The organism is Streptomyces sp. NPDC127197, assembly GCF_042672405.1.
GTDB classification, from domain to species: Bacteria; Actinomycetota; Actinomycetes; order Streptomycetales; family Streptomycetaceae; genus Streptomyces; species Streptomyces flavusporus.
On sequence record NZ_JBHXVG010000002.1, the window covers coordinates 270495 to 293989 of the forward strand.

The 23495-nt window shown below is 70.4% G+C and carries 20 protein-coding genes and 1 pseudogene; 9 read left to right on the forward strand and 12 right to left on the reverse strand.

The genetic code is table 11. The annotated features are described in order from the left end of the window. The first annotated feature begins 32 nt into the window (after window positions 1-32). Window positions 33-953, forward strand: coding sequence for a helix-turn-helix transcriptional regulator (locus ACFVJQ_RS03915; RefSeq protein WP_385510937.1), 921 nt, complete (start codon window positions 33-35; stop codon window positions 951-953). A gap of 88 nt (window positions 954-1041) precedes the next feature. Here ACFVJQ_RS03915 and ACFVJQ_RS03920 read toward each other — a convergent pair whose 3' ends face one another. The 5 genes and pseudogenes from ACFVJQ_RS03920 to ACFVJQ_RS03940 all read right to left on the reverse strand — a co-directional run bounded on the left by ACFVJQ_RS03920 (window position 1042) and on the right by ACFVJQ_RS03940 (window position 8852). Beyond that, window positions 1042-4338: a S8 family serine peptidase gene (locus ACFVJQ_RS03920; protein WP_385780710.1), complete on the reverse strand. Its 3297-nt coding sequence runs from the start codon at window positions 4336-4338 to the stop codon at window positions 1042-1044. A gap of 201 nt (window positions 4339-4539) precedes the next feature. Further along, complete coding sequence (locus tag ACFVJQ_RS03925; RefSeq protein WP_385780713.1) at window positions 4540-5232, reverse strand: ABC transporter ATP-binding protein; 693 nt, start codon at window positions 5230-5232, stop codon at window positions 4540-4542. Window positions 5233-5419: 187 nt separating this feature from the next. Then, window positions 5420-6878, reverse strand: a pseudogene (locus tag ACFVJQ_RS03930) (ABC transporter permease). A gap of 156 nt (window positions 6879-7034) precedes the next feature. Further along, on the reverse strand, window positions 7035-8300 hold the full coding sequence (locus ACFVJQ_RS03935; protein ID WP_385510941.1) for an Ig-like domain-containing protein: 1266 nt from the start codon (window positions 8298-8300) through the stop codon (window positions 7035-7037). 207 nt (window positions 8301-8507) lie between these two features. Further along, a complete protein-coding gene (locus ACFVJQ_RS03940; RefSeq protein ID WP_385510942.1) occupies window positions 8508-8852 on the reverse strand; it encodes a hypothetical protein in 345 nt (114 codons plus the stop codon). Window positions 8853-8961: 109 nt separating this feature from the next. Between ACFVJQ_RS03940 and ACFVJQ_RS03945 the strand changes: the two genes are divergently transcribed. Next, window positions 8962-9273 (forward strand): hypothetical protein, encoded by a 312-nt coding sequence (locus tag ACFVJQ_RS03945; protein ID WP_385510943.1) that lies wholly within the window; start codon window positions 8962-8964, stop codon window positions 9271-9273. A 55-nt stretch (window positions 9274-9328) separates the two neighbouring features. Further along, complete coding sequence (locus tag ACFVJQ_RS03950; protein WP_385510945.1) at window positions 9329-10099, forward strand: hypothetical protein; 771 nt, start codon at window positions 9329-9331, stop codon at window positions 10097-10099. Window positions 10100-10143: 44 nt separating this feature from the next. Here ACFVJQ_RS03950 and hutH read toward each other — a convergent pair whose 3' ends face one another. From hutH to ACFVJQ_RS03965, 3 genes are all read right to left on the reverse strand, one after another. Continuing rightward, complete coding sequence (hutH, locus tag ACFVJQ_RS03955) at window positions 10144-11682, reverse strand: histidine ammonia-lyase (RefSeq protein WP_385510969.1); 1539 nt, start codon at window positions 11680-11682, stop codon at window positions 10144-10146. Window positions 11683-11778: 96 nt separating this feature from the next. After that, the gene (locus ACFVJQ_RS03960) at window positions 11779-12921 is read right to left on the reverse strand and encodes a diguanylate cyclase domain-containing protein (RefSeq protein WP_385510946.1); all 1143 of its coding nucleotides are present in this window, start codon (window positions 12919-12921) and stop codon (window positions 11779-11781) included. A gap of 209 nt (window positions 12922-13130) precedes the next feature. Then, window positions 13131-13931 carry an enoyl-CoA hydratase/isomerase family protein gene (locus ACFVJQ_RS03965; RefSeq protein WP_385510947.1) on the reverse strand — a complete coding sequence of 267 codons (801 nt, stop codon included), beginning with the start codon at window positions 13929-13931 and terminating at the stop codon, window positions 13131-13133. A 202-nt stretch (window positions 13932-14133) separates the two neighbouring features. Between ACFVJQ_RS03965 and ACFVJQ_RS03970 the strand changes: the two genes are divergently transcribed. Continuing rightward, the gene (locus ACFVJQ_RS03970; protein WP_385510948.1) at window positions 14134-14736 is read left to right on the forward strand and encodes a hypothetical protein; all 603 of its coding nucleotides are present in this window, start codon (window positions 14134-14136) and stop codon (window positions 14734-14736) included. Between the two features lie 7 nt (window positions 14737-14743). Here the strand turns inward: ACFVJQ_RS03970 and ACFVJQ_RS03975 are convergent, their stop codons facing one another. Both ACFVJQ_RS03975 and ACFVJQ_RS03980 read right to left on the reverse strand, forming a co-directional pair. Then, entirely contained in the window at window positions 14744-15904 is a 1161-nt protein-coding gene (locus ACFVJQ_RS03975) for an adenylate/guanylate cyclase domain-containing protein (RefSeq protein WP_385510949.1), read from the reverse strand. A 149-nt stretch (window positions 15905-16053) separates the two neighbouring features. Next, window positions 16054-16920, reverse strand: a complete 867-nt coding sequence (locus ACFVJQ_RS03980) for a biotin--[acetyl-CoA-carboxylase] ligase (RefSeq protein ID WP_385510950.1) — start codon at window positions 16918-16920, stop codon at window positions 16054-16056. Between the two features lie 110 nt (window positions 16921-17030). On the opposite strand from ACFVJQ_RS03980, the gene ACFVJQ_RS03985 reads away from it, so the two are divergent. From ACFVJQ_RS03985 to ACFVJQ_RS04000, 4 genes are all read left to right on the forward strand, one after another. Continuing rightward, complete coding sequence (locus tag ACFVJQ_RS03985; RefSeq protein ID WP_224734960.1) at window positions 17031-18614, forward strand: acyl-CoA carboxylase subunit beta; 1584 nt, start codon at window positions 17031-17033, stop codon at window positions 18612-18614. Between the two features lie 17 nt (window positions 18615-18631). Then, on the forward strand, window positions 18632-18841 hold the full coding sequence (locus tag ACFVJQ_RS03990; RefSeq protein WP_385510951.1) for an acyl-CoA carboxylase epsilon subunit: 210 nt from the start codon (window positions 18632-18634) through the stop codon (window positions 18839-18841). A 110-nt stretch (window positions 18842-18951) separates the two neighbouring features. Continuing rightward, window positions 18952-19080, forward strand: coding sequence for a morphogenic membrane protein MmpB (mmpB, locus tag ACFVJQ_RS03995; RefSeq protein ID WP_385510952.1), 129 nt, complete (start codon window positions 18952-18954; stop codon window positions 19078-19080). 31 nt (window positions 19081-19111) lie between these two features. Then, a complete protein-coding gene (locus ACFVJQ_RS04000) occupies window positions 19112-19732 on the forward strand; it encodes a Maf family protein (protein WP_385510953.1) in 621 nt (206 codons plus the stop codon). Here ACFVJQ_RS04000 and ACFVJQ_RS04005 read toward each other — a convergent pair. Next, on the reverse strand, window positions 19701-20162 hold the full coding sequence (locus tag ACFVJQ_RS04005; RefSeq protein WP_385780722.1) for a hypothetical protein: 462 nt from the start codon (window positions 20160-20162) through the stop codon (window positions 19701-19703). The genes ACFVJQ_RS04000 and ACFVJQ_RS04005 overlap by 32 nt on opposite strands. 406 nt (window positions 20163-20568) lie before the next feature. On the opposite strand from ACFVJQ_RS04005, the gene ACFVJQ_RS04010 reads away from it, so the two are divergent. Continuing rightward, complete coding sequence (locus ACFVJQ_RS04010; protein WP_385510955.1) at window positions 20569-22341, forward strand: acetyl/propionyl/methylcrotonyl-CoA carboxylase subunit alpha; 1773 nt, start codon at window positions 20569-20571, stop codon at window positions 22339-22341. Between the two features lie 87 nt (window positions 22342-22428). Here the strand turns inward: ACFVJQ_RS04010 and ACFVJQ_RS04015 are convergent, their stop codons facing one another. Beyond that, entirely contained in the window at window positions 22429-23397 is a 969-nt protein-coding gene (locus ACFVJQ_RS04015; protein WP_385510956.1) for a DeoR/GlpR family DNA-binding transcription regulator, read from the reverse strand. Window positions 23398-23495: the final 98 nt, after the last annotated feature.

A 23495-nucleotide genomic window follows, 5' to 3' on the forward strand; every position in this document is an offset into this window, starting at 1 on the left:
CTCCTGTGCGTACGACCGGGAATACTGGACGCATGGACGAACAGCGCGACCCCGCACACGAGCCCCGCACAGGCCTGGACCGGCGCGCCGAGCTCAGCGAGTTCCTGCGCACCCGGCGTGCCCGGCTGAAGCCGGAGGACGTGGGGCTGCCCGACTTCGGGCGGCACCGCCGGGTGCCGGGACTGCGCCGCGAGGAGCTGGCGCAGCTCGCCGGGGTGTCCGTGGCGTACTACACACGCCTGGAGCAGGGCAACGGGCAGAACGTCTCGGCGGAGGTGCTCGACTCCATCGCGCGCGCCCTTCGCCTGACCGATGCCGAGCACGCGCACCTCACGCACCTGGCGAAGCCGAAGCAGCACAAGAAGAAGCCGGCCGCGCGGGCCCAGCAGGTGCGGGTCGCGCTGCGGCAGCTGCTGGACTCGATCGACGGTGTCCCGGCGTACATCGTGGGGCGCCGCTCGGACATCCTGGCCTGGAACCGGATGGCCGCGGCGGTCTTCGGCGACTGGGCGGAGCTGCCGCCGCAGGAGCGGAACTGGGCGCGGCTGGTGTTCCTGAACCCCGCGTACCGCGAGCTGTTCGTGGAGTGGGAGCAGAAGCAGGCCGACATGGTCAGCTATCTGCGCATGGACGCCGGCTGCCATCCGGACGACCCGCGGCTGTCCGCCCTGGTCGGCGAACTCTCCCTCAAGAGCGAGGAGTTCCGGCGGCTGTGGGCCAGGCACGACGTCAAGGAGAAGAGCCACGGCGTCAAGCACCTGAGGCATCCGCTGGTCGGTGACCTGACGCTGTCCTTCGAGACGTTCCGCATGGCCGACGACGTCGAGCAGTCGCTGATCACCTATCACGCGGAGCCGGGCTCGCCCTCGGCGGAGGCGCTGCGCCTGCTGGCGAGTTGGGGTGCGGATGCGACTCGGGCGGGCGGAGTGGCTTCCGCGCCGTCGGCGGGTTAGGCAGCGGGCCTGAACAGCCGCCTCGTCCTCGGCGGACACACGGAAAGCCCGCCGGAAGCTGTGCTTCCGGCGGGCTTTCGCTAACGGCTCACTTGCCGTAGTACGCGTTGTAGATCGAGATCGTCGACTTGTTGTTCTGCTTGTCGGTGATCTTGGCGTGGAAGGAGATCGCCTTGCCCTTCTCCGGGTTCTTGAAGGTGATCTTGCCGTTCTTCACGGTGACCTTCTTCCAGGTCTGCCCGTAGTCGTACGACACCCACACGCCCAGCGCCTTGAGGTTGCTGCCCTTGGCGGAGCCCTCGACGGTGACCGGGACGGTGGCCGTGCGGCCGGCCGTGACCTTGCTGGCCAGGTCGGTCGTGGCGTTGAAGCGGACGGTGGACGCCGGGAGCTTGGCCTCGTCGGTGGTCGGCTTCTTCGAGCGGAACGTCCAGCTCGCGTCGATCCGGGTGGAAGCGGCGGCGACCTTGGTCGTCCGCTTGACCGAGGTGGTCAGCTTGTACTCGGCGTCGCCGGACGGGACCCTGAACGCCTTCTCGCCGAACAGCGGGTCGTCGTGCGTGCCGACCTTGGTGCCGTTGCGGTACAGGGTCGTGTTCACCGAGGTGAACAGCGACGAGCCCGGGTGCTGGGAGCCGTCGGCGAACAGCGGCACGTAGCCGTAGATGTCGTTGCCCTCACGGAACAGACCGAACTCGCTGTTCAGGTGCGGACCGAAGACCGCCTTGTTGAAGGTCTGCGAGTACGACTTGCCCGCCGTGAACTTCTTCAGGTCGCTCAGCGTGTAGTACGCCTCGGAGATCGGGTAGCCGTTCGCGTCCTTGCCGCCGAGCTGCTCGAAGTCGAACGACCACTCGATGCCGTCGACCGTCGACAGGTACACCGTGCGCGAGCTCGGCAGCTTCTGCTCCACCGGGGTGCCCACCACGAACTCCTCGGGGAAGAGGCCCCAGGGGGTGAGCGCGCCGGTCTTGCCGGAGGTGGCGGCACCGAGGTTGTTCTTCACCGTGGCCAGCTCGCTCGCCTTGAAGTGGCGGACCTTGTCGCCCAGGATCTTCCTGACCGGGGCGCTGGTCGCCACGTCGTACTCGGCGGTGGCGCCCTTGGTCCACTGGCCGTGCCAGGTCTGGGTGAGACCGCTCGCGATCTCACCGCCCAGGTGGCCCATGCGCAGGTCGGCGAAGGAGGTGGCGCCGACGCCGAAGCCGACGCCCGCGGTGTCGTAGACGTAGCTGATCATCGCGGAGTGGGGCTTGGCGGCGGCGTCCGGCACCGTGATGTCGGCCGTCTTGGTCTTGCGCGCGTCGATCGTCACCGAGGTGTTCTTGGTGACGGTCAGCCGGGGCTGGACCAGCCAGTCGAGGCCGCCCTCCAGGTTCACGAAGTCCTTGGCGATCCAGGCGTCCAGCAGGTACGTGCCCTTGGGGATGCGCAGGGTCGTGGTGCCGGACGCGGCGATCGGAACCTGGTAGCCGCGGCCGTTGCCGAGGCCCGAGTAGCCCATCAGCGCGGTGTTGTAGTCGTCGGTCGGCTGCCCGTCCCGGCCGATGTGCTTGACCGTGACGTCGTACGACTCCACCTCGCGCTGCACGGCGGCGGCCGTGCGGACGCTCTGCCCGCCGCCCGTCGCGGTGACGTACGCGGAGTAGGCGCCGTCGAGGGTGCCGCCCAGCTTGGTGTTGACGGTCAGGTCGACGGAGGCCTTGCCGCCCGCCGGGACGGTCACCTTGGTCGCGCCGAGCTTGAAGAAGCCGGCCGGGGCGACCTCACCCTTGGGGTTGGTGGCGGTCGCCTTCAGGTCCAGCGTGACGTCTGTCGTGCCGAGGTTGCGGTACGTCAGCTGCTTGGTGACCGGGGTGTCGTCGGTGTGCGGCCACTGCTGGACGCCGAAGCTCACCGAGACCGGATCGGCGATCACCGTCTGCTTGACGGCCTTGTCGACCTGGATCCGGCCGGAGCCCTGCTGGAACGGCGTGTAGGCGCCGCCCTTGGTGGAACCGGTCAGCGCGCCCTTGATCTCGGCGTACGTCCAGTCCGGGTGCTGCTGCTTGAGGATCGCGGCGGCGCCCGCCACATGCGGGGTCGCCATCGACGTACCCGAAATGGTCAGGTAGCCGGCCGGGTTCTCGCCGACCTCCTGCTCGATGACGCTGCCCTTGGCGGAGGCCGCGGTGATGTCCACGCCGGGCGCGGTGACGTCCGGCTTGATGGCGCCGTCGCCGACGCGCGGGCCGGTGCTGGAGAAGTCGGCCAGCTTGTCCTGGTCGTCCACGGCACCGACGGTGAGCGCGGCGTCGGCCGAGCCAGGCGAACCGACGCTCTCCGGGCCGGAGTTGCCGGCCGCGATGGCGAAGAGGATGCCCTTCTCGGCGGAGAGCCGGTTGACAGCCGCCTCCAGCGGGTCGACATCCGGGGCGTCCATGCCGCCGAGGCTGAGGTTGACGACGTCGGCGCCCTGCTCGGCCGCCCACTCCATGCCGGCGAGGATGCCGGAGTCGTCGCCGAAGCCGCTGTCGTCGAGGACCTTGCCGTTGAGGATCTCGGCTCCAGGGGCGACGCCCTTGAACTTGCCTCCCGACTTGGCGCCGGTGCCGGCCGCGATGGACGCGACATGCGTGCCGTGGCCATACTTGTCGCTCGCGTCGGCGGCGGTGGTGAAGTTCTTCGACGCGGTCACCTGGGACTTCAGGTCCGGGTGGGTGGCGTCCACACCGGTGTCCAGCACGGCGATCTTCACGCCCTTGCCGTCGTAGCCGGCGGCCCATGCCTTGGGGGCGCCGATCTGCGGCACGGACGTGTCGAGGGTGACCTTGCGGACGCCGTCGAGCCAGATGTGCGCGATGCCGGAGACGGCCTTGTCGCCGTTGGTGACGGCGTCCCACAGCTCGGGCGCGTCCTTGTGCGCGGTCTGCACGGCGTCCGCGTTGAGGGACTCGAGGCTCTGGCGGAGGGTGCCGGCGTCACGGACGTCGGCCTTCGCGGCGGTGGCGGCGCCCTTGTAGCCGACGATGACCTTCAGGCCGTTCTTCTGGGCCTTGCGGGTCGTGGACTTGTTCAACTCGGTGATGTCGAACAGCCGCTGGTCCAGCTTGCCGGTGGCGACCAGACGGGCCGCGTCCGCGGGTATGACGAGGGTGTGTCCCTCGGCCTTGCGGATCTGTACGGGTATGTGCTCACGCCCTTCGGCCCGTTCCAGGCCTACGACCCGCCCCTTGGCGTCCACGCTGACCCGGTCGCCGGTGATCAGGGTGATGCGGTGGTGGGACGTGAGCTTCGCAGCGCCGGTCGCGCGCTGCTCCGGCTTCGCCGACGCCGGGCTGGTCAGTCCCGCGGCGAGGGCGACGGCGGCCGCGGTGGCGACCGCGGCGGCACCGGCTCTCTTCACTTGTCTGCGCAAAACTCCCCCTGGAGTTGAGGAACCGGGCGAATTCCCCGTTCACCCGGCCGGGGGCCGTTCCGCACACCTGCGCGTGCACCCCCCGGAGACACGCAGTATGCCGGGGGGTGATCAGACACCTCAATAGAACGTTCAGTTACGACTTGACCATCGCGAAAGTTCGCCAGGAGTCGCCGAATTCGGTGTCCGTCAGGCGTTCTCCGGGACCGGGTTCTCCTTCACGCTGATCCTGCCCTTGCGGATCGTCGCCAGCCGCGGGGCCTTCTTCGCGATCGAGGAGTCGTGGGTGACCATGATGAACGTCAGCCCGAGCTCCTTCCACATGCGCTCCAGTACGTCCATGATCTCGTCGCGCATCGACTCGTCGAGGTTTCCCGTGGGTTCGTCGGCGAGCAGCACCTTCGGCTGCTTCACCAGCGCACGGGCGATCGCCACGCGCTGCTGCTGACCGCCGGACATCTCACCGGGCAGATGCCCCAGCCGCTCCCCGAGCCCGACCGACTTCAGCGCCTCGGCGGCCCGTTCGCGCCGCTCCTTCCCCTTCACTCCGAGGGGCACGAGGGCGGTCTCGACGTTCTCCTGGGCGGTGAGCGTCGGGATGAGGTTGAAGCTCTGGAAAACGAACCCGATGTTCTCGCTGCGCACGGTGGTGAGCCTGGCCTCGGAAAGCCGCGCCAGATCGACCCCGTCCAGTACCACCTCCCCGGAGCTGGGCCGGTCCAGCCCACCGAGCATCTGCAACAACGTGGACTTCCCACCACCGGTGGGGCCCTGGATGACCAGCCGGTCGCCGTCGGCGATGGTGAGGTCGACGCCGTCGAGGGCGTGGACGGTCTCCTTGCCTCGGGTGTAGCGCTTGGTGACAGCTCTTAGTTCGTACATGGGGGCAACTCCCGGGAGAGATAAGGACAGTGGTCGTAGCTGCGGGCAGTCGTGCCTCCCTCAGAGGGGGGACCCCCAGGGCGATGGGGGTCCCCCCGCTCGAGCGAAGCCGAGAGTGGGGGAGGGTGGGCGCAGCGGCACCCCCGTCAGCGCCGGGCTGCGCGACCCACCCACAAACGCCGTTCGGCTACTCAACCCGCCGCAACGCATCCGCCGGCCGCAACCGCGACGCCCGCCACCCACCGAACGCTCCGGCGACGAGGCCACCCGTGACGGCAAGTCCGACAGCGAGGGCGATCGTCGTGACACTGACGGGTGCCGTCAGGGCGACATCGAGCGTCCGGGACGCGGCCTCACGGGCAGGTCCACCGCCGAATCCCCCGGGACCACTGTTCATGCCCCCACCCCCCCCCGCCGAGCTCCGCCTGCAACGTAGGACTGACCGCGGTCACGGCATACGCCCCCACCAGCCCGAGCCCGATACCGAGCGCACCGCCCACCAGCCCGTTCACGACGGCCTCCCCGACCACCTGCCGGGTCACCCGCCCCGACCGCCACCCCAGCGCCTTCAGCGTGCCGAACTCCCGCACCCGCCGGGACACCGCCGACGACGTCAGCAGCCCGGCCACCAGGAACGCCGCCGCAAGCACCACGACCGACAGCCACTTGCCCACGCTCGTGGCGAGATCGGACGCGGTGGACAGCGAGCCGGACACGGTCTCCGCAAGGTCCGCGGAGGTCGTCACGGTCGTACCGGAGATGTTCTTCTGGATCGCCGACTTGACGGCGTCGATCCGCTGCGAGTCGGTCGCCTTGACGTAGATCGTGGTGACCTTGTCCGCCGAGTCACTGAGCGTCTGCGCCTGCTTCAGCGGGATGTAGAGGTTGGCCGCCGCGTCCCCGCTCTCCGGCGTGGCGATGCCGATGACCTCGTACTTGACGCCCTTGATGGTGACGGTGTCGCCGAGAGCGAGCTTCTTCTCCTTGGCATAGGACGCATCGGCGACGACCACCTCGGCGTTGGTCTCGGACGCCTTGAAGGTACGGCCGCTGGTGATCTTCGAGGAGGTCAGCGGGCCGAGCTCGGGCTTGGTGACGTCGGTGCCGTACACGGAGTAGTTGTTGACGTCGAAGTCGGCGCCGCCGCCCTGGACGCGGCCCTCGGGCTGCCCGGTGCCGCCGCCGGGGGCGCCGCCCGGCTGCTCGCCGCCGCCGTCCTGCTGGAACTGACCGCGTGTGAACTGGCCGCTGACCTTGATGACCTGCAGGCTCAGTCCGCCGACGGCGTCCGACACGCCGTCCTGCGCGCCGACCTTGCTCACGGTGGAGCTCGACAGCGTCTCGAAGCCCTGGACCATGACCCGGTCGCTGCTCTGCTCCTCGTCGGAGTCACTGTCCTGCGCGTCGAACCGGAAGCGGGGCCGCTGTGCCTGGCCCTCCTCCTGGGCGGCGGCCGCCTTGGTGACGGTCATGTCGGTGCCGAGCCCGTACAGGGACTGCAGGACCTTGTCCTGGGCCTTGCCCATGCCGGAGGACACGGAGCTGACCACGATGACCAGCGCGATACCGAGCGCCAGTCCGGAGGCGACGACGAGGGCCGCCTTTCTGCGGCGGCGCAGTTCGCGCCTCAGGTAGGTGAAGAACATGCGCCGCAAGCTAGGGACGCACCGTGATGGCCGCATAAGGCCGGCATAAGAGAAGGATGAGAAGGGTGTGTCCGATCCTCTGAACGGCCCCGTAAGCCTGTGAAAACACGAATGCCGCCTCCAAGAGGCGGCATTCGCGGAGAATCAGAGGGTGCGTCAGATGGCGGAGCCCGCCTTCCACTGCGCCCAGTCCATGTTCCAGCCGTTCAGGCCGTTGTCCGGCGCGATCGTCTTGTCGCCGGTGTTCTGGACGACCACGACGTCACCGACGATCGAGTTGTTGTAGAACCAGGCGCCCTCGGTCTTCGGGTCGTTGGCACCCTTGGTGTCGTTCAGGCCGACACACCCGTGGCTGGTGTTGACGTTGCCGAAGACGGAGTCGGCGCCCCAGTAGTTGCCGTGGATGAAGGTGCCGGACGTGGACAGGCGCATGGCGTGCGGGACGTCCTTGATGTCGTACTCGCCCTTGCCGTCGTCGTCGGTGAAGCCGACCGTCGCGCCGTTCATCCGGGTCTCCTTGAACTTCTCGGAGATCACCATCTGGCCCTCGTACGTCTTGTTCTCGGGCGAGCCGGCGGAGATCGGGATGGTCTTGACGACCTTGCCGTCCTGCGTGACCTTCATCTGCTTGGTGTTCGCGTCGACGTAGGAGACCTGGTTGCGGCCGATGGTGAAGGTGACCGTCTTCTGCTGGACGCCGTAGACACCCTCGGCGCCCTCGACGCCGTCGAGCGCCAGCTTCAGCGTGACGGTGGAGCCTTCCTTCCAGTAGTCCTCGGGCCGGAAGTCGAGCCGGTTGGCGTTGAACCAATGGCCGACGACCTCCTGGCCGCTGCTGGTGGAGACGGTGATGCCCTTCTGGACGTCCACCTTGTTGGTGATCGCCTTGTCGAAGTTGATCGACACGGGCATGCCCACACCGACGGTGGCGCCGTCGTCCGGCGTGAAGGTGCCTATGAAGCTGTTGTCCGGCGAGACCGTGGTGAAGGAGGCGTTCTCGTGGGCCTCCCGGCCCTCGGAGTCCTGCGCGGTCGCCGCGACCTTGTACGTGGTGGAGCGCTCCAGCTGGACGGTGGGCTTCCAGCTCTTCTTGTCGGCGGATATCTCGCCCTCGACGGCGGTGCCGTCGGACGTGGTCATCGTCACCTCGGAGAGCGTGCCCTTGCTCACGGTGACGGCGGCGGAGTTGTTGATGGAGGCGTTGGCGGAGCCGTCCTTCGGCGTGATCCTGATCTGGGCCTCGGAGCTCTTCTGGGCCGCCGCCTCGTCGACCTTCGCCTGCGAGGTGTCGTTGCCACTGTCGCTTCCGGAGGCCTCGTTACCGCCGGAACACGCCGAGAGCACCAGAACACTGCCGAGCAGTGCGGACGCGGCCCTCAGGCCCTTGCGCCGCTTACTGACCGTTATCACACGCTTCTCCATCGTTGCCGATTCCCCGAAAACCCCGAGAGTCCCCGTTAAGAACTTTCAACGCTACGACCGGTTCGTCCCGTTCCACATGCCTTGCTTGTGTGGGGCACACCACGTTTTTGATGAGCGGGTGGTGCAGGTGTCGGTCTGTGCGCCCCTTGAGACGAGGAAACCCCGGGTGGCGGTTGCCGCCCGGGGTCACGATTTCCCCAAGTCGCGTCAGCCGGCCCGCTCTCCGTCTTCCTGGTCGTCGACATCATCCTCGGCGAGGTCCCATTCCGGCGAGTCCGGGTCGTAGTCGACCTGCTCACTGCTCCAGGAGGCCTGCTGGAGCTCGACCCCCGGCACTTCGCTGACCAGGTCGAACGGGTCCACTAGGTATGCGAGGGCCTCCGCGGTGTCTTCCGTCACAGCGCTCTGCGCGTGCGCCCGTTCCTCGGTCGGCATGTCCGCGTCGTCGGAAATCCGCCGCAGCGCCGCCTGCGTCACGGCGTCATTGTCGTCGACTTCGAGGACGAGTTCCACGCGAACCCGTACAAAACGTGATGTCTCTGGAGTGCTCATGCTCGGAGAGTACGGCCCGTGCCTCCCGTGACTTTCCCGTGACCCGCGCCTTTCACTAACATCGCCCCACACGGCCAATTCGCCAGCGTCACAAGGGGATCGATATTCCGTGTCATCCGCTCGTCGTCCGTTGCTGACCGCCACCGCCGCAGGCACCCTGCTCGGCGCCCTGTGGTTCGTTCCCTCCGCGAACGCGACCGGGGACGACCCGGCGCAGGAGCAGCCCACGGTGACGCAGACGACGCAGGCCAGAGCGGCGGCAACGACCACCGACACGACCGGCGTTCAGACCGACGGCACCCGGCTCGCCGACACCGGCAGCTTCGACAGCACCCCGTACGTCGTCGGCGGCACGCTCTGTCTGACACTGGGCGCCGGGTTTGTGGTGTATTCGGTGCGCCGGGAACGACTTGGGTTCTGAAAGGTTCGGAAAATCTGGCTTGACGTGTCCTTGACCTGAGCCTCATAGTCCGCTCATGAAGAGATCATCGGGTGCGCGGCTGTGCGCCACGGCTGCCGTGAGCGTGCTGTCGCTCGCCCTCATCACCGGATGTGGCGGGGAGTCGGACGGTTCCGACGACTCCAAGGGCACGGAGTCCTCCTCCTCGCAGACTCAGGCCGCCAAGGCGCTCAGCGCGGCCGAGTTGGAGAAGCTGCTGCTCGCTCAGGGCGAGGTCAAGGGATACAGGGTCGCCTCGGGCGACGACACCCTGCCGAAGTCCAAGACCGAGGTGAAGACCGACAAGGCCGAGTGCGACCCGCTCGCCTGGGCCACCGCCGGTCTCGCCCCGGGTGACACGGACGCGAACGCCAGCAACACCGTCGCGGAGGACAAGGCGTCGACCGCCACCGCGCAGCCGGAGGACATCGCGGACGCCTTCAACGTCAACATGACGTTCGTCGGCCTCTCCTCGTACGAAGGTGACGGCGCCGAGAAGGCCATGAAGGCCGTGTCCGACGGCGTCTCGGCCTGCTCCGGCGGGTACGGACTCACCACCGGGGGCGAGGACTCGAAGGTCACCAAGGTCGCCTCGGTGAAGGGCTCCGGGCTGGGTGACGAGTCGGTGGCGTTCGCCGAGGACGTCGACATGGACGGCGAGGGCACGGCCACCTTCCACACCGAGGTGGTGCGCAAGGGCAACACCATCGCCACGTTCTACACGGTGAACTTCGCCGCGCTCGGCACCGGCAAGGCGGCCGAGATCCCGGCGGCCGTGGTCGAGGCGCAGGTCGCCAAGCTCAAGTGATCTCCGGGGCCCTGCCGGTCGTACGGCAGGGCCCCTCAACCGTCCTACTGGAGCGGTCCGGTGACCGGCTCCACCGCGGCCAGCAGCCGCCCGTCCCGCACGAACGCGTCCGCCGCCGCGAGGTCGGGCGCCAGGAACCGGTCGGGACCGGGACCCTCGACCCCCGCCGCCCGTATGGCGTCGATGACGGCCTGGGACGCGGGCGCCGGGGTCAGGCCCTCGCGCAGTTCGATCGCGCGTGTGGCGGCGTACAGCTCGATGGCGACGACCCGCGTGAGGTTGTCGACGGCCGTACGCAGCTTGCGCGCCGCCGACCAGCCCATGGAGACATGGTCCTCCTGCATCGCGGAGGACGGAATCGAGTCCGCGGACGCCGGTACGGCGAGCCGCTTCATCTCGCTCACCAGCGCGGCCTGCGTGTACTGGGCGATCATGAGCCCGCTGTCCACCCCGGCGTCGTCGGCGAGGAACGGCGGCAGACCGTGGCTGCGGTTCTTGTCCAGCAGCCGGTCGGTGCGCCGCTCGGCGATGGAGGCGAGGTCGGCGGCGGCGACGGCGAGGAAGTCGAGGACGTAGGCGACCGGTGCGCCATGGAAGTTGCCGTTGGATTCGACGCGTCCGTCGGGGAGTACGACGGGATTGTCGACGGCCGACGCCAGTTCGCGCTCGGCGACCAGGCGGGCGTGCGCGATCGTGTCCCGTCCGGCGCCGGCCACCTGCGGAGCACAGCGCACGGAGTAGGCGTCCTGGACGCGGGGCGCGTCGCCCTGGTGATGGCCGGTCAGGCCCGAACCCTTCAGTACGCCCAGCATGTTGGCGGCGCTGGCGGCCTGGCCGGGGTGCGGGCGGATGGTGTGCAGCTCGGGAGCGAGGACCCGGTCGGTGCCGAGCAGGGCCTCCAGCGACAGGGCGGCGGTGACGTCGGCGGACTTGTAGAGGGTGTCCAGGTCGGCGAGGGCCATCAGCAGCATGCCGAGCATGCCGTCGGTGCCGTTGAGGAGGGCGAGGCCTTCCTTCTCGCGCAGCTCGACGGGCTGGATGCCGTGCGCGGCGAGGAGTTCGCCGGCGGGGCGTACGGTCCCGTCGGGGCCTTCGGCGTCCCCCTCACCCATCAGCGTCAGGGCGCAGTGGGACAGCGGGGCGAGGTCGCCGGAGCAGCCGAGGGAGCCGTACTCGTGCACGACCGGGGTGATACCGGCGTTGAGGACGTCGGCCATGGTCTGCGCGACCTCGGGCCGTACGCCGGTGTGTCCCGAGCAGACGGTCTTCAGCCGCAGGAACATCAGGGCCCGTACGACCTCCCGCTCCACCCGCGGCCCCATGCCGGCGGCGTGCGAGCGGACGATGTTGCGCTGGAGCTGGGTGCGCAGTTCCTGGCCGATGTGCCGGGTCGCGAGGGCGCCGAAGCCGGTGGAGACGCCGTAGACCGGGTCGGGCTTGGCCGCCAGCGCGTCCACGATCCCGCGGGCCGCGGTGAGCGCGGCCACCGCCTCGCCGGAGAGCTCGACCCGGGCGCCGGCGCGCGCCACGGCGAGGACGTCGGACGCGGTGACACCGGACGTCCCCACCACCACAGTGTGCATATCCATATTCAGGAGCGTACGCAGTGAATTCGAAGATGTCACGGGTGGGTGCGCGATGTGGTCCTTACCGCTGCTGCCGCCGAGGTACGGCGTTGCTCACCGGCGGCCCCGGAAGCGGCGCCGCTCCGGGGTGTGCTCGTCGGTCGGTGCGTCGGCGAGGCGCACCACCGGGTCGTCGGGCCCCTCGCGTCCGGCGACGACCGCCCGGGCGGCGCGGACCCCCTTGGCCTGGTACTGGGCGGCGTCGGCGAGCCGGAACAGCCGACGGGCGGAGCGCACCGGCCCGACCGGGTCCTGGGTGGAGGCGACCCCGCAGGCGACACCGTCACCCAGCTCCAACTCCGCGGCCCGGCGGCACAGTTCGTCGGCCACCTTCACCACGTCGTCGGCGGGCGGCCCGACCGCGAGCAGACAGAACTCGTCGCCCCCGAGCCGGGCCGCGAGCGCGCCGGGGAGCATGGCTCCGCACAGCGACAGCACGGAGCCGAACCGTTCCAGGAGCCGGTCGCCGACTGCGTGCCCCCGGGTGTCGTTGACCCGCTTGAGCCCGTTGACGTCGCAGACGACCAGGCTGACGACGACGCCCTCCCGGCGGTGCCGTTCGATCGCCTCGTCCAGGCGCATGTCGACGGCACGGCGGTTGGCGAGCCCGGTCAGGGAGTCGGTGAAGGCCAGCCGCCTGACCTCCTCCAGCCGCTCGGTCTGGGCGATCCCGGCGGCCACCACGGCGGCCAGGACGGTGGCGAAGTCGGCGTCGCCCCGGTCGAAGACGGGGACACCGATCGGGCGCGCGACATACAGCTCGCCCCAGGCCCGGCCGTGCAGGACGACCGGCGCGACGACGCAGCTGCTGCGGCCGCGGCGACGCAGGGCGGCGACCCGCTGGTGACAGTAACCGGCGCGGCCCGCCGTCGGCCCCTCCGCGGTCTCGACCCAGGCGTCGGGCTCGCCGCCACCGGCCCACTGCTCGTGCAGGAACTCCGTGATCTCGGCGAACTGGTGCACCGGGTAGGCCTCGTCCTCCGGGAACTCCTCCTCGTCCGGCGCCCGCTCCCCCACGTTGACCAGGACCCGAAGGCGCCCGAGGTCCCGCTCCCACACCGACAGCGCGGCAAAGCTCGCGTCCAGCGCCCGGCACGCACCGAGCGCGGCGGCCCGCCACGACTCGCGCGGGGTGTGCGCCGCGGCCATCCCCTGCGCCAGCGCCACAACGGCCGCGAGGCGATCGTCCTCACCCATCACTCCAGGCTAGGGAGGTTTATGGGGAAGCGGGAGGTTTGCGGGGCGGTGGGGTGACCGGTCGCGCGTCGCTTCGGTCCGCGGGCATTCGTGCCTCCCCCAGAGGGGGACCCCCAGGGCGGCACGGGTGGGCGCGGGCGGCACCCCGTAAGCGCCGGGCTGCGCAACCCCCGCCCCACCGCAACGCCGGCCACCGGCCAACGCCGGACTCACTCCCCCGGCCACTCCGGCTTCCGCTTCTCGTTGAACGCCGCCACCCCCTCCGCCCGATCCCCGGAAAACGCCACCGAACGCCACGCCGCATCCTCAACCTCCAGCCCGGCCCGCAGATCCAGCCCATGCCCCACCCGCAACGCCCGCTTCGCAGCCCGCAGCCCGACCGGCGAGTTCCCGGCGATCCGGGACGCCAGCGCCAGCGCCTCCTCCCGGTCCCGCCCCTCGTCCACCAGGACGTCCACCAGCCCCAGCTCCCGCGCCTCGGCCGCCTCGACCCGCCGCGCGGTGAAGATCAGCTCGGCCGCCCGCGCGGCCCCCACCCGCCGGGGCAGCAGCTGTGTGCCGCCGCCGCCCGGAATCACCCCCACGGACACCTCCGGCAGCCCGACGACGGCCGTGCGGTCGGCCACGATCACGTCGCACGACAGCGCCAGCTCGAAGCCGCCGCCGAGCGCGAACCCGTGTACCGCCGCGACCGTCGGCACCGGCAGCTCGAGGACTCCGGTGTACGCACCACGCGCAACCGGACGCTGCCGCACCAGCTCGGCGTCGCTCAGGGAGTTGCGCTCCTTGAGGTCGGCGCCTACGCAGAACGCCCGCTCATGCGTCGACGTCAGAACGACGACCCGTACGTCCCGGTCGTCGCCCAGCGCCGTGCACGCCGCGGCGACGGACCGGGCCATCTCGGTCGAGACGGCGTTCATGGCCTTGGGCCGGTCGAGGGCCAGCTCCGCGACATGCCCCTGTTCGTGCCGACGCACCAGCACGAACTCCCCGAACCGTTCCTCGCTCACGACACCCTCCCGGTTAACGACGGTTAACAGCACTCGTCCCGATCATCGCAGCCGCGCCCCTCCGAGGAAAGAGCGGGTGACCGCTGCCCGACACCCCGTTCGAGTGACATCCGGGCGACTCCCGCCCCGTCCCCCGCGCGAGCGCATAACGTGCGCACCGCCGGGCGCATCGGGGGCGCAACGGCACCGGGGAGGAACCGCCATGACGACCAACACGAAGACGCACACCTCGGCGAGCAACAACCCAGTCGGCGAGGACCCGGACGTCCGGCAGCAGAGCGGGCGGGGGCGGCACCGGCGTCCGCGCCCCCGTAAGGTCCTGTTCGCCGTCGGCGGGCTTGCGCTGGCCGCCGGTGCGCTGAGCCTCGTACGGATGACGTCGGAGTCCGGCGGCGACGACCTCGGCACCGCACAGGCGGCTCCCGGCCGGGATCCGGTGACCGGCTCCGACCGGGCGACGACCGCGTCCGCCACCGTCGCGGACGTCCCGGACGCCGGCCCCTCGGCCGGCGTTCCCCTCGGCGGGGCCGACGCGACGCCGAGCACCGGCACGGGACCGGCTCCGCTCCTGTCCGCGACCACCTCGCCGACGCCCCCGGCCACCTCGCCCGCGGCTTCAGCCACGTCCAGCGCCCCGTCCGCGCCCGGCACCACGGAACCGCCCCGGCCACCGGCGCCGACGACCTCCGCCCCGCAGCCGACCCCGACACCCACGCCCAGCAGCCCGTCGCCTGCCCCGCAGCCGGACCAGCCCGGACTGTGCGTGCCGGTCATCGGCCTGTGCGTGGATACGCTGAGCGACTGATCAGGGCCTACGACGCCCCGCCCCGCCGGGTGAGCAGCCATGGCTCGACCACGCCGAGACCACGCACCGGACGCTGCCACATCGGCTGGAGCGCGAAGCGGTACGTCGGCGGCTCCTCGCCCTCCTTCTCCGCGGCGGCCACGGCCTCGGCGGCCTCCGCCTCGGAAGCGGGAGCCTCACCGGTGCGGATCAGTTCCTCCGCGAACGCGCTGTCGACCAGAACGGCGTCACGCGGAGCTATCGACGTCAGCCGGGAGGCCAGGTTCACCGTCGTACCGAACACATCGCCCATACGCGTGGTCACCGTGCCGAACGCTATGCCGACGCGCAGCTCCGGCATCGTCTCGTCGTTCGCCAGGGTCTCGATGAGCCGCAGCGCGATCTCCGCGGCGACGCCCGCATCGTCGGCGGCGTAGAGCACCTCGTCGCCCAGGGTCTTGATGAGCCGCCCGCCGCGCGCGGCGACCAGGTCGGCGGACGTGGTCTCGAAGGCCTCGACGAGTTCGCCGAGTTCCTCCTCCTCCATACGGCGGGTCAGTCGTGTGAACCCGACGAGGTCCGCGAAGCCGACGGCGAGGCGGCGGTCGACCATCTCCTCGTCGTCCCCGGTCTGGATGACCCGGCCGGCCGAGGCGGCGAGCTGGCGCCGCCAGACGTAGACGAGGAACTCCTCCAGCTCGGGCAGGAGCAGCTCGATGATCGGGTACGTCACCTCGGTGCGGGTCATGCCGGGCTCGGGCGGCTCGGTCAGGCCCTCCAGGAAGGAGTCCATCTGCCACTCGGCCAGCCGGGCGGTCGTCTGCCCGGTGGAGCGGGCCACCTGCACGGCCATCGCCTCGCTCAACAGCCCGGCCTCGACGAGACCGGCCAGCCGGCGCAGGGCCAGGACGTCCGCCTCGGTGAGCGCCTTGGCCTGCCCGATGTCGGCGAAGCCCATCGCCCGCCAGAAACGGGACGCCAGTTCCATGGAGACGCCGGCGCTGCGGGCCGCCTGGAACGGGGTGTAGCGGCGTTCGGCGCCGAGGATGAGCTGTTCGAGGCGCAGGGCCAGCGGATCCTCGCCGGAGTCGGTGGCGTGGGAGTCCCCGTGCTCGAGCGATGCCGAGAGTGGGGGTTGATCCACTCGGCCGTGCGCGCCCGTGCCGGAGCCCGTGTCATCGACGCTCACGCCTGTTGCCCTTCCGATCTGCCGCGGTCAGGTATCGACCGGCCCCAACTTTACGTCAGCTGTGGGCCAGCTCACTCTTCGCAGGCCTGCGCAGCCTGCGGGCAGTCGTGGGCGAGTGCAACCGTCCCCGGCGCCGCACACCGGCAGACTCACGCCGGCCTCAGGTGCACGATGTCCCCCGCCCCCACCGGCTCCCGCACTCCCTCCTCCGTCGCCAGCACCAACCGCCCGTCGCCGTCCACTGCAACCGCCTCTCCGATGATCGACCGATCCCCCGGCAGCTCGGCCCGCACCACCCTTCCCAGCGTCGCGCACCCGGCCGCGTACGTCTCCTGCAGACCGCTGACCGCCGGATCACCCCCGGCGGCCCGCCACCGCCCGTACCAGTCCTCCAGCGACCGCAGTACGGCCCTGAGCAGCGGATCCCGGTCCGTGCTCACCGCTCCGGCCAGCGCCAGCGAGCCCGCGGTCGGTACCGGCAGCTCCGGCTCGCGCAGGGTCACGTTGATGCCGACGCCGATGACGACGCCGTCGTCGCCCGCCCGTTCCGCCAGGATGCCGCCGGCCTTGCGCTCCTCGCCGCCGACGGTCACCAGGAGGTCGTTGGGCCACTTGAGTGCCGTGTCGACGCCCGCCGCCCGGGACAGTCCCGTCGCCACGGCGACGCCGGTGAGCAGCGGCAGCCAACCCCAGCGGGCCACCGGGATCCCGGCCGGGCGCAGCAGTACGGAGAAGAACAGGCCGGAGCGGGCCGGCGCCGTCCACTGGCGGTCGAGCCGGCCCCGCGCGGCGGTCTGTTCCTCGGCGACCAGCACCGCACCCTCCCCGGCCTTGCCCTCGACGGCACGGGCCACCAGGTCGGTGTTGGTGGAGCCGGTGCGCTGCACCACGTCCACCTCCGACCACAGGCCGCCCTCCCGCACCAGGGCGCGGCGCAGGGCCGTGGCGTTGAGGGGCGGCCGCTCCAGGTCGGACCACCGGTTGTTGTTCGGCTCTGCTGCATCGTGCGGCTTCATGCAAGCCACCCTAGGTGTGGTAAACGCCGCACTGCCGATCCAAGGGCCCCGCACTACGCTACGGATGAGTAACCGTCCCCCCTTTTGAGCAGGCAGGGAGCCGCATCCCGATGTCCGAGCCGGAAGAGATCGACATTCACACCACCGCCGGGAAGCTCGCGGATCTCCAGCGCCGCATCCAGGAGGCGACCCATGCCGGTTCGGCACGAGCCGTCGAAAAACAGCACGCCAAGGGCAAGCTGACGGCCCGTGAGCGTATCGAGCTGCTGCTCGACGAGGAGTCCTTCGTCGAGCTGGACGAGTTCGCCCGGCACCGCTCCACCAACTTCGGACTGGAGAAGAACCGGCCGTACGGGGACGGGGTCGTCACCGGGTACGGGACCGTCGACGGCCGTCCCGTCGCCGTCTTCTCCCAGGACTTCACCGTGTTCGGCGGTGCGCTGGGCGAGGTCTACGGCCAGAAGATCGTCAAGGTGATGGACTTCGCGCTGAAGACCGGCTGCCCGGTCATCGGCATCAACGACTCCGGCGGCGCCCGCATTCAGGAGGGCGTCGCCTCGCTGGGGGCGTACGGCGAGATCTTCCGCCGCAACACGCACGCCTCCGGGGTGATCCCGCAGATCAGCCTGGTCGTCGGCCCCTGTGCGGGCGGTGCGGTCTACTCGCCCGCGATCACCGACTTCACGGTCATGGTCGACCAGACCTCGCACATGTTCATCACCGGCCCGGACGTCATCAAGACCGTCACCGGCGAGGACGTCGGCTTCGAGGAGCTGGGCGGCGCCCGGACCCACAACTCCGCCTCCGGCGTCGCCCACCACATGGCCGGCGACGAGAAGGACGCCATCGAGTACGTCAAGCAGCTGCTGTCGTACCTGCCGTCCAACAACCTCACCGAACCGCCGGCGTTCCCGGAGGAGGCGGACCTCACCGTCACGGACGAGGACCGCGAGCTGGACACGCTCGTCCCGGACAGCGCGAACCAGCCGTACGACATGCACACGGTGCTCGAACACGTCCTGGACGACGCCGAGTTCTTCGAGACGCAGCCGCTGTTCGCGCCGAACATCGTCACCGGCTTCGGCCGCGTCGAGGGCCGCCCGGTCGGAATCGTCGCCAACCAGCCGATGCAGTTCGCCGGCTGCCTCGACATCAAGGCCAGCGAGAAGGCGGCCCGCTTCGTGCGCACCTGCGACGCCTTCAACGTCCCGGTCATCACCTTCGTCGACGTCCCCGGCTTCCTGCCGGGCGTCGACCAGGAGCACGACGGCATCATCCGCCGCGGCGCCAAGCTGATCTACGCCTACGCCGAGGCGACCGTCCCGCTCATCACGGTCATCACCCGCAAGGCCTTCGGCGGGGCGTACGACGTCATGGGCTCCAAGCACCTGGGCGCCGACCTCAACCTGGCCTGGCCGACCGCCCAGATCGCCGTGATGGGCGCCCAGGGCGCGGTCAACATCCTGCACCGCCGCACCATCGCCGAGGCGGACGACGTGGAGGCCACCCGGGCGCGGCTCATGCAGGAGTACGAGGACACCCTCCTCAACCCGTACATCGCGGCCGAGCGCGGCTACATCGACGCGGTGATCATGCCGTCGGACACCCGGGGCCACATCGTGCGCGGGCTGCGTCAGCTGCGCACGAAGCGGGAATCCCTGCCTCCGAAGAAGCACGGCAACATCCCCCTCTAGGCCTGCTGGGAGCCGAGATGACGATCAAGGTCGTACGGGGCAATCCGACCCCTGAGGAGCTCGCCGCCGCCCTGGCGGTGGTCAGGGCCCGCGCCGCGGCGGAATCCACCACACCGCCCGGCGCGCCCGGCCCGAGGGACTCCTGGTCGGACCCGTCCCGCATCGCCACCCGCCGCCTGCCCCAGCCGGGCCCGGCGGTCTGGGCGCGTACGTACTGGCCCGCCTGAAGCATGTCCGCGACGACTTCGGCGATCACCCAGGTGGTCGCCGAAGTCGTGCAGAAGTTGAGTACGCGTACTCAGGCGCCGCCCGATGTCACCGCCCGACGATCGAGGGCATGCTGTGGTCCGACCCGGAGAACGAGCCGCCCGAGGAACTGCGTGAGACGCAGGCGATGGTGCGGCGACTGGGCGTTCTCGTGGCCCTGGCCATGGTGCTCGTGATGATCGTGACCGGGCTGGGATGAGCCGCCCGGGCGACGCCGTTACGCTGACCGCATGACTGATCAGCCGCGCCGCCGACTCGTCCTCGCCTCCCAGTCCCCCGCCCGGCTCGGGCTGCTGCGCCAGGCCGGACTCGACCCCGAGGTCATCGTGAGCGGCGTCGACGAGGACGCGGTCACCGCGCCGACCCCCGCCGAGCTGGCGCTCGCCCTCGCCGAGGCGAAGGCCTCCGTGGTCGCCGCCAAGCCCGAGGTCAAGGGCGCCCTGGTGATCGGCTGCGACTCGGTACTCGAACTGGACGGCCAGGCCCTGGGCAAGCCCGCGGACGCCGAGGAGGCCACCGCGCGCTGGAAGGCGATGCGCGGACGGGCCGGGACGCTCCAGACCGGCCACTGCATCTACGACACGCTCAGCGGGCGGTACGCCTCCGGCACCGCCTCCACCGTCGTCCGCTTCGGCGACCCCACCGACGAGGAGATCGCCGCGTACGTCGCCTCCGGCGAGCCCCTCTACGTCGCCGGGGCCTTCACCCTCGACGGCCGCTCGGCCCCGTTCATCGACGGCATCGACGGCGACCACGGCAACGTGATCGGCATCAGCCTGCCGCTGGTCCGCCGGCTGCTGGCCGACCTGGGCGTCGGGATCACGGAGTTGTGGGCGCAGGCGGAGGGGTGACCGGGGAGCCGTCGCCCCCCTTGCCGCCTTCGGGCACGGCGTCGGCCGGCTCCGCCCGGTCGTCGTACGTCATGAGCAGCAGCACGATGAGCCCGAGCACGACCATCATGAACAGGAACGCCGTCCAGCCCACCAGGCCCCACGTGAACGCGCCCAGCAGACCGTGCACCACGGCGGCGCTGATCAGCAGGACCCGGCCGAGCCCGGCGGGGGCGCGGTCGCGCAGGGCGACCAGGAGCGCGACCAGGCCGCACAGGGCGAAGTAGAGACCGAAGACGATCCCGCCGATCTTCGAGGACACGGACATCATGTCCGGGTCGAGCCCCGCCAGGGACATGTCCTGCCGGTCGACCACGACCCCCAGGAACCAGTTCAGTGCCGCTACGCCGAGCGCCTCCACGAAGAGCACGACCGCCACGATCCACGCCACCGGCCTGCGCACCACCGGTCCCCACCCACTTCCCGAGCCGTCGAGCTGTCGAGCGTCATCCGATCAGTACTGCTGTTACCCCAAGTATGTTCGAGCCATCGCGAACGCTACTAACGGGTAAACCTCGGGACAAGGGTTCTGCGGAGAGCAAAGATGCGTTGGGCCATTCGTAGGGACTCGACAAAGAAACGGAGTGGGGCGCAGCACGCTCTCACAGAGACCTTGACCACATTGGAGGGCTAGGGTTTTCCGGAGGAATCCTGCGTACCGCCGTGCCACAAGGGATTTCGCGGGTCGAGCGAGCCTCGAATCACGCTCCGTGTGGGCAAGCTCACCATTGGGGACGGGTCGAAGTGCCGTGTCGGCAGTCCCTAAACTCGGCTTGTTTCAAGGAGGGAGCCTCATCGTGCGCAAGGTGCTCATCGCCAACCGTGGCGAAATCGCTGTCCGCGTGGCCCGGGCCTGCCGGGATGCCGGTATCGCGAGCGTGGCCGTCTACGCCGACCCGGACCGGGACGCTCTGCATGTCCGTGCCGCGGATGAGGCGTTCGCCCTGGGCGGTGACACCCCGGGCACCAGTTACCTCGACATCGAGAAGGTCCTGAAGGCCGCTCGCGAGTCCGGTGCGGACGCCATCCACCCGGGCTACGGCTTCCTGTCCGAGAACGCCGAGTTCGCGCAGGCGGTCCTGGACGCGGGCCTGATCTGGATCGGCCCGCCGCCGCAGGCGATCCGGGACCTGGGCGACAAGGTCGCCGCCCGGCACATCGCCCAGCGCGCCGGGGCCCCGCTGGTCGCCGGCACGCCGGACCCGGTGTCCGGCGCCGACGAGGTCGTCGCGTTCGCCGAGGAGCACGGCCTGCCGATCGCGATCAAGGCCGCCTTCGGCGGCGGTGGCCGCGGTCTGAAGGTCGCGCGGACCCTCGAGGAGGTGCCCGAGCTGTACGACTCCGCCGTGCGTGAGGCGGTGGCCGCGTTCGGGCGCGGGGAGTGCTTCGTCGAGCGCTACCTGGACAAGCCCCGGCACGTGGAGACGCAGTGCCTGGCCGACCAGCACGGCAACGTGGTCGTCGTGTCGACGCGTGACTGCTCCCTGCAGCGGCGGCACCAGAAGCTGGTCGAGGAGGCCCCGGCGCCGTTCCTGTCCGACGAGCAGGTCGCCGAGCTGTACCGGGCGTCGAAGGCCATCCTCAAGGAGGCCGGGTACGTCGGCGCGGGCACCGTGGAGTTCCTCGTCGGCCTCGACGGCACGATCTCCTTCCTGGAGGTCAACACCCGTCTCCAGGTCGAGCACCCGGTCACCGAGGAGGTCGCGGGCATCGACCTGGTCCGCGAGATGTTCCGCATCGCCGACGGTGAGGAGCTCGGCTACGACGACCCCGAACTGCGCGGCCACTCCTTCGAGTTCCGCATCAACGGCGAGGATCCGGGCCGCAACTTCCTCCCGGCGCCCGGCACGGTCACCACGTTCGCCCCGCCGTCGGGTCCGGGCGTGCGCCTGGACGCCGGTGTGGAGTCCGGCAGCGTGATCGGCCCGGCCTGGGACTCCCTGCTCGCCAAGCTGATCGTCACCGGCCGCACCCGCAAGGAGGCCCTGCAGCGGGCCGCCCGTGCGCTGGAGGAGTTCCAGGTGGAGGGCATGGCCACGGCCATCCCGTTCCACCGCGCGGTGGTCACGGACCCGGCGTTCGCCCCCGAACTCACCGGCTCCACCGAGCCGTTCACGGTCCACACCCGGTGGATCGAGACCGAGTTCGTCAACGAGATCAAGCCCTTCACCGCCCCCGCCGCCGGGGAGGCGGAGGAGGAGCCGGGCCGCGAGACGGTCGTCGTCGAGGTCGGCGGCAAGCGCCTGGAGGTCTCCCTGCCGTCCTCCCTCGGCATGTCCCTGGCCCGCACCGGCCTCGCCGCCGGCGCCAAGCCCAAGCGACGCGCCGCGAAGAAGTCCGGCCCCGCGGCCTCCGGCGACACCCTCACCTCGCCCATGCAGGGCACCATCGTCAAGATCGCCGTCGAGGAGGGCCAGGAGGTCAAGGAAGGCGACCTGGTCGTCGTCCTGGAGGCGATGAAGATGGAGCAGCCCCTCAACGCCCACAAGTCCGGCACCATCAAGGGCCTGAGCGCGGAGGTCGGCGCGTCGGTCACATCCGGTGCGGCGATCTGCGAGATCAAGGACTGACCCGGCTGACCCGGGATCGGCGCGTCGGCCATGTCCGGCGCGTCGGTCCGCGGATCGAGGACTTCAGACAGCACAGCCGCCGGCGGTTCAGCGTCGCCGTAGGTCCGCCACCCGTGCCCGGTCCGTCCCCGGTGTCTGGTCACCCAGGACCGCGGCCGTGCGCAGGGTCGGGCCGCCGGGGACCTGGCTGCGGCGCGGGCCCGGGAGAGGTACGTCCCGGCGCTGCTGACGCGCCGGGGCGGCATCACCCCCCGCGCTTCCGTTTCCCGACGCGCCCGTCCCCGCCACGGCGATCTGGACGCCCTGGTCGGCCAGGGCCTGCAACTCGGTGGCCGCGCGGTCGTCGTGCGGCGGGGGCTCGTCCGTCACCAGGCGGGCGATCACGTCGGTCGGGACCGTCTGGAACATCGTGTCCGTGCCGAGCTTGGTGTGGTCCGCGAGGACCACGACCTCCGCGGCGGCCTGGACGAGGGCCCGGTCGACGGACGCCGAGAGCATGTTGGACGTGGACAGACCGCGTTCGGCGGTCAGCCCGCTCCCGGAGAGGAAGGCCCTCGACACCCGCAGCCCCTGGAGGGACTGCTCGGCGCCGGAGCCGACGAGGGCGTAGTTGGAACCGCGGAGTGTCCCGCCCGTCATCACGACCTCCACCCGGTTGGCGTGGGCCAGGGCCTGGGCCACCAGGAGGGAGTTGGTGACGACGGTCAGGCCGGGCACCCGCGCGAGCCGGCGGGCCAGCTCCTGCGTGGTCGTACCCGCCCCGACGACGATGGCCTCGCCCTCTTCGACCAGGCCCGCGGCGAGGTCGGCGATGGCCGTCTTCTCGGCGGTCGCGAGATGTGACTTCTGCGGAAAGCCGGACTCCCGCGTGAATCCGCCCGGCAGTACCGCACCGCCGTGCCGGCGGTCGAGGAGTCCTTCTGCCTCCAGTGCGCGCACGTCCCGCCGTACGGTCACTTCGGAGGTCTGGACGACGCGGGCGAGCTCACGGAGCGACACGGCCCCGTTCGCTCGCACCATTTCGAGGATCAACTGGCGACGTTCTGCAGCGAACACGAAACTGACAGTAACCCCAACGACCGTCTGCTTTCAGCAGTTTGCGCCGAATAACAGAAGTTGTTCGCACACAACAGCGGGAAGTGGTATAGGGGCGT